Origin of the sequence: Ferrovibrio sp. (genome assembly GCF_002796975.1) — a bacterium.
Taxonomy (GTDB): domain Bacteria; phylum Pseudomonadota; class Alphaproteobacteria; order Ferrovibrionales; family Ferrovibrionaceae; genus Ferrovibrio.
The window spans coordinates 1-6,309 of the sequence record NZ_PEKV01000032.1; the positions used below are offsets into that span (position 1 = coordinate 1).

Here is a 6,309-nt window from a genome sequence, read left to right on the forward strand (position 1 = left end):
CTGATCGCGCATCTGAAGAAGGAAGGCGGCAAGGTCTCCTATGGCAATGCCGGCATCGGCGCCGCCTCGCATCTCTGCGGCATGCTGATGATGTCGGCGATGGATGTGCAGCTCAACACGGTCGGCTATCGCGGCAATGCGCCGGTGATGCAGGACCTGCTCGGCAAGCAGCTCGACATGACCTGCGACCAGGCCACCAATACGACGGGCCAGATCAAGGCCAAGAAGGTGAAGGCCTATGCCATCACCACCAAGCAGCGCATCAAGGATCTGCCCGACCTGCCGACCGCCGACGAGGCCGGCCTGAAGGGCTTCGAGGTCAATGTTTGGCACGCGCTCTATGCGCCGAAGGGCACCCCCGATGCCGTCGTGCAGAAGCTGGCCGCTGCGGCCCGCGGTGCGCTGAAGGATGCCGAGATCGTCAAGCGCTTCGGCGAGATCAACACCACGGTGGCCTCGCCGGAGCGGGCCACGCCGGATGCGCTCAAGAAGCATCTTTATGCCGAAATCGACAAATGGGCGCCGCTGATCAAGGCGGCCGGCCAGTATGCTGACTAACCTCCTGTAACCTGCTTAAGTCTCCCCAGACCTCAAGATCAAAAACAAGGACGCGTAAATCTCATGGCCAAGAAACACAGGATCGCGGTGATCCCCGGCGACGGCATCGGCAAGGAGGTCGTGCCGGAAGGCGTGGCCGTGCTGGATGCGGTGGCGCGCCGCTTCAGCATCGACTTCGCGTACGATCATTTCGACTGGAGCGTCGACCATTATATGAAGCACGGCGCCATGATGCCGGCCGACTGGAAGGACAAGATCGGCGGCCATGACGCGATCTTCTTCGGCGCGGTCGGCTGGCCGGAGAAAGTCCCGGACCATATCTCGCTCTGGGGTTCGCTGATCCAGTGGCGCCGCGAATTCGACCAGTATGTCAATCTGCGCCCGGTCCGCCTGATGCCGGGCATCCCGTCGCCGCTGGCCAATCGTAAAGTGGGCGATATCGATTTCTACGTCGTGCGCGAAAACACCGAGGGCGAGTATTCCTCGATCGGCGGCCGCATGTTTGGCGGCACCGAGCGTGAATTCGTCATACAGGAAACCATCCTGACCCGCACGGGGTCTGATCGCATCCTGAAATTTGCCTTCGACCTCGCGCAGAGCCGGCCGAAGAAGCATCTGACTTCGGCGACCAAGTCGAACGGCATCTCGATCACCATGCCCTACTGGGACGAGCGCGTGGCCGAGATGAAGAAGGCGTATCCGGGCGTCAAGGTCGACCAGTATCACATCGACATTCTCACCGCGCATTTCGTGCAGCATCCCGACTGGTTCGATGTCGTGGTCGGTTCCAACCTGTTCGGCGATATCCTGTCCGATCTGGGTCCGGCCTGCACCGGCACCATCGGCATTGCCCCGTCGGCCAACCTGAATCCGGAACGCAAATTCCCCTCGCTGTTCGAGCCGGTGCACGGTTCGGCGCCGGACATTGCCGGCAAGGGCATTGCCAACCCGGTCGGCCAGATCTGGTGCGGCGCGATGATGCTGGAGCATCTGGGCCACAAGGATGCGTCGGATGCCGTGATGAAGGCGATCGAAGAGGTGCTGGAAGCCGGACCGCGCACGCCCGACATGGGCGGCCAGGCCAATACGAAGGACGTCGGCAAGGCGATTGCCGAGGTCGTGGCGAAGGGCTGACTTTCTTCGTCGCTCCCGCGAAAGCGGGAGCCCAGTCATACCGTTGTTCTGGGTTCCCGCTTTCGCGGGGACGACGAATGTAAGATCGAACGGCCGGATCATCTCCGGCCGTTTTCTTATACGCACAACTCGTGTCATGGCCGGGCTTGTCCCGGCCATCCACGCCTTATTCTGCAAAAAGGAAGACGTGGATCCCCGGGACAAGCCCGGGGATGACAAAGGAGGAGGGCTACTCCGCCATCTCGCTCACGCTGCTGGTGCCCAGCCACTCATCCAGCGTCTCGTGGAAGCGGCGAATGCCGCTCTCGAACCTGCCGTAGATCATCGTCCTGTTGGCGCCCGACGCCATGCCGATCTGCGCCTGTTCGGCGATATGCAGGTCTTCGGCCTGGAACACGCCGCCCTCGATCAGGTCGAAACTGCGGCGGTAATGCGCCTCGGTCTTTTCGTCCTGCGGCAGTTGCGGCACCAGCATGACATGGCGGAACAGCGTCTCATCGGCTGCGACCGGCAGCATGGTCAGGATGCTGGTGTAATCGGGATGCAGCACCAGGATCGTGTTGGGGAACAGCATATAGGCGAAACTGCTGTGCCGCCGCGCGTCCCAGTCGCGTTCCGGCAGCGCGGCGATCTCGGCGAATTCGGTCCGCGCCACCACGGCGCGGCTGTGCGGGCCCAGGCTGTCGATCACCGCACAGTTATCCAGAAAGAACGGCCCTACTGTAGATCGATGCAGTCGCGACACATGATAGCTTTCCTGGAAGGCATCGATGATCAGCTTCCAGTTGGTTTTGCGTTTCGTGGTGGCGGCGGCATAGAACTGCATCTGGCCGAAGCCGAAGACGCTCAGATCCTGATCGATGCCGGCGAGGAAACCGTCGAGGTCCATGGCGCCGACATCTGGATCGATGATCCCGAAGATCATGCCCTCGCGGACGGCGAGCGGAATCGGCGTCAGGCCGAAGCGGGCCTTGTCGAGGCCGGGAAACCCTTCCGCCTCCAGCGGCACATGTTTCAGCCGGCCATCCAGGTCGTAGACCCAGTTGTGATAGGGGCAGGTGAACTGGCTCTGGCGGGTGATGCCATTCTCGTTGTCGGTATTGCAGAGCCGCGTGCCGCGATGGCGGCAGACATTGAGGAAGCCGCGGATCGTGCCGTCGCGTCCACGTGCGATCAGCAGCGGCTGGCCCAGCACATCCATCACCAGCGTGTCGCCGGCTTTCGGCAGCATGGCGGCATGGCCCAGCACCAGCGGCGCGCGGCGGAACACGCGCTGCATCTCCAGCTGCAACCGCTCGGGCCGCCAGTAGATGTTGGGCCTGATGTAGAAGGGCTGTGCCAGATTCTCGTCGCGCTCGCGGCGCACCAGCGCCAGCAGACGACGGAATTGCGCCAGATGCGGCGCATGGTCCATGCGGTGTCCTCCCACGTTTCCGACAGGGAAGCACAGCCGGCGGCTGCGGCAAAGCCTGTCGTAAGGGCAGGAGGCAGAAAGGCCAAGCTGCGCTGGTTTTTCGCGGTCTGTTAATCAACGCCCGCCTGCGACATCGCGTCCGCGCCAGCAATATCAACGGCATAAAAAATGTCGCGATCACGTCACGCTGCCGACCGGATTTGCCGCCCTAAATAGGGCTCACCCAGACCGTCTCCCCGGTTGTCTTTCCGGGCCGGCTGGCCTCCCCAAACCGGTCAAAAAAGCATGCTGTACGAACTTTCCTGGGATGCGGTCATCCTGCCGATGGAAGCGCGCAATTGGCGTGCCGATGTCGAACGCGCCAGCGGACTCTCTGTCCGTCTGTTGCGCGACGACGAGATGGCAGGCGCCGAGGGCGAGGCCTGGTCCGAACCCGGCCTGCGCGCCGTGGTGCTGGCCGGTGCGCCGCTGCCGAATGCCATGCCGTCGTCCTCCGACACAATGCCTCCCAATGATGTCATGACCATCGTGCATGAACTGGGGCATCTCAAGCTCGAAACGCAGGGCTGGCCGCATTGCTATCTCTGCCATGAAGACGCGCGCTGGATCGAGTGGCATTACGGGCTGATCAGCGATCTGGTGTCGCTGATCGAACACCAGTCCTTCTTCCCCGCCATGCTGCGTATGGGGCTCGATGCTTACGCCGCCTCCGAAGCCGATCTGGCCGATGCCGATGTGCTGGATGAATTGCGCAATCTGGCGCCGTCGCTGCCGCTGCCCGGTTTAAAGCCCGACTGGGCGATCACCATGCAGCTGCTGCGCGCGCTGCTGGAATGCCGGCCGGATACGGCCGAGGCGATCCTGCGCGACGCGGCGCAGCTTGGCCCCGAAGTGCGCATGGCGCGCGCGCTGGCCGCCATCGTCCGCGCCGCTCCGCCGACGCCGCAGGGTTTCGCGCAGGCGATGCGCGACTGCTGGCGCACCATGGGCTTTGCCGATGAGACGCTGTGTATCGGGGAAGAAGAGGGGGAGGTGGAGGTGGAAGAACTTGCGCCACCGGCCGCTTCGATCTCGCTGGCAGCAGGCGGCTAGAAATTCTCGTCGTCCCCGCGCAAGCGGGGACCCAGTCTGACCGTTGTTCTGGGTTCCCGCTTGGGCGGGAACGACGGTTTTTTTAAATCTGTACCTTGCGCAAAACCGCAGAAGGCCCTCACCCTCCCACCGCTGCGCGGCGGGGCCCTCCCTCTCCCGCTTGCGGGAGAGGGTTGGGGTGAGGGTGTCGTCCGCGCGAAAACGGCCGGAGACTTTCATCTCCGGCCGTTCGTCGTTTCACCGTTTGCGAGACGGGTGGAGAAACCTTACTGCAGACCGGCCGCTTCCAGGCGGCGCTGCAGGGTGATGAGCTTGCGGCTGGCCAAGCGCCATTCGTCCGAGATGCGTTCGCGCTTGCGCAGCACGGCATCATAGTCGTCCATATCGCGCGGACGGATGCTGATGCGGCCGAGATGCGCATTCATCGCGCGGAATTCCATGTCGCAGACCTCGCGCTCCTCGCGCAGGTCATGCTCCTGCTGCTGCGCGGCATGAATCTGGGACTGCAGATTGACGAGCGAAACATGGGTCTGGGTCATTTTTCTCTCCGCTACCGGGTTTGATGTCTGTGTCGTCGTTGCAAAAACCATAGGCCGGATTTCGCGGCCGGTGGTGTGATGGCTTCGCTATCAGCCGGTGACGCGGCCGTGACGGCAGAGCCTCATTCTGTGACCGGGAAGGGTGGCTGTGACCGGAAGGGGACAGATCGCCATTGCCGCACCCCGCTGAGGTCACGGACTGGATAATCCGGTAATATGTTCCTATAATGTTCTCATATTCTGGCGCGACAGTCAAGCTGTGACGCGGGACGCCGGCGCCGGGGCCGAATAAGCGGCCGGCAAGCCGGAATAAGGATGAAATAAGCAAATATAAGGATGCCATAAGCATGGAATAAGCCGAAACAAGCCCGGAATAAGGACCGAGAAGGGGTCATTTATACCTGTTTTCCAGCGCTTTTTGCTGGCCGAAGCCTCGATTGCCCCTGATGGCCCCGGATGCTACAACCCCCGCGCATGAGTCACCCCCCATTCTTGGCGCAGACTTCAGAAAACCCGGCGATTCCTGCCGGTATGAAAGAATTGCGCCTGCTTGGCGGTTTCCTCGAAGCCAACGGGCCGCTCTGGGGCCGGCTGCACGACGACGACGGCCTGCCGGTGATGGGTTTCCGCGTCGAGCAGCGCCACTGCAATCCGATGCAGATCTGCCATGGCGGCATGCTGATGACGTTTGCCGACATGCTGGTCAGCTTCACCTGCGGCATCGGCGCCGGCGGCAGGAAGTTCATGCCCACCATCAACCTGACCGGCGACTATGTCGGTCCGGCGCCGCTGGGCAGCTGGGTCGAAGGCCATGGCCGCCTGATCCGCACCACGCGCAACCTCGCCTTCGCCGAGGCAATGATCACCGCCGATGGCGCGCCCTGCCTGCGCACCTCCGGCATCATGAAGATCCCGAGCCAGGAAACCCGCGAAGGCAACATCCTCGCGCTGTTCCGCTGAGCCCTTTTTTCGCAGAGCAAGATAGACCGTGGCGACCGATCCTTCCCTGATCCGCAACTTCTCGATCATCGCGCATATCGACCACGGCAAATCCACGCTGGCCGACCGCCTGATCGAAGCCTGTGGCGGCCTCGAAAAGCGCGAGATGAGCGAACAGATTCTCGACAGCATGGATATCGAGAAGGAACGCGGCATCACCATCAAGGCGCAGACCGTGCGCCTGAACTATCATGCGAAAGACGGCAAGGACTACGTCCTCAACCTGATGGATACGCCAGGCCATGTCGACTTCGCCTATGAAGTCAGCCGCAGCCTAGCCGCCTGCGAGGGCTCGCTGCTGGTGGTCGATGCGTCGCAGGGCGTCGAAGCGCAGACGCTGGCCAACGTCTATCACGCGCTGGATGCCAAGCACGAAATCGTGCCGGTGCTGAACAAGATCGACCTGCCGGCGGCCGAGCCCGACCGCGTCAAACAGCAGATCGAGGATGTGATCGGCCTGGATGCCTCCGATGCCGTGCCGATCTCGGCCAAGACCGGCATCGGCATCGACCTGGTGCTGGAAGCGCTGGTCAATCGTCTGCCGGCGCCCAAGGGCGACCGCAATGCGCCGCT

The 6,309-nt window shown here is 62.7% G+C and carries 7 protein-coding genes; 5 read left to right on the plus strand and 2 right to left on the minus strand.

The window, feature by feature from the left end:
* Both CTR53_RS21005 and CTR53_RS21010 read left to right on the plus strand, forming a co-directional pair.
* A partial coding sequence (locus tag CTR53_RS21005) for a tripartite tricarboxylate transporter substrate-binding protein (protein ID WP_290818410.1) occupies window positions 1–558 on the plus strand: 558 nt, incomplete at its 5' end.
* Window positions 559–621: 63 nt separating this feature from the next.
* Window positions 622–1,692 carry a tartrate dehydrogenase gene (locus CTR53_RS21010; RefSeq protein ID WP_290818413.1) on the plus strand — a complete coding sequence of 357 codons (1,071 nt, stop codon included), beginning with the start codon at window positions 622–624 and terminating at the stop codon, window positions 1,690–1,692.
* 229 nt (window positions 1,693–1,921) lie between these two features.
* Here CTR53_RS21010 and CTR53_RS21015 read toward each other — a convergent pair whose 3' ends face one another.
* The gene (locus CTR53_RS21015; protein ID WP_290818415.1) at window positions 1,922–3,106 is read right to left on the minus strand and encodes an SRPBCC family protein; all 1,185 of its coding nucleotides are present in this window, start codon (window positions 3,104–3,106) and stop codon (window positions 1,922–1,924) included.
* Window positions 3,107–3,391: 285 nt separating this feature from the next.
* Between CTR53_RS21015 and CTR53_RS21020 the strand changes: the two genes are divergently transcribed.
* On the plus strand, window positions 3,392–4,198 hold the full coding sequence (locus tag CTR53_RS21020) for a hypothetical protein (RefSeq protein ID WP_290818418.1): 807 nt from the start codon (window positions 3,392–3,394) through the stop codon (window positions 4,196–4,198).
* Between the two features lie 266 nt (window positions 4,199–4,464).
* On the opposite strand, the gene CTR53_RS21025 is transcribed toward CTR53_RS21020, so the two are convergent.
* Window positions 4,465–4,737: a hypothetical protein gene (locus CTR53_RS21025; protein WP_290818421.1), complete on the minus strand. Its 273-nt coding sequence runs from the start codon at window positions 4,735–4,737 to the stop codon at window positions 4,465–4,467.
* 531 nt (window positions 4,738–5,268) lie between these two features.
* Between CTR53_RS21025 and CTR53_RS21030 the strand changes: the two genes are divergently transcribed.
* Entirely contained in the window at window positions 5,269–5,697 is a 429-nt protein-coding gene (locus CTR53_RS21030; RefSeq protein WP_290818424.1) for a PaaI family thioesterase, read from the plus strand.
* 28 nt (window positions 5,698–5,725) lie between these two features.
* The coding region (locus CTR53_RS21035; protein WP_290818427.1) for a GTP-binding protein at window positions 5,726–6,309 on the plus strand (584 nt) is incomplete at its 3' end.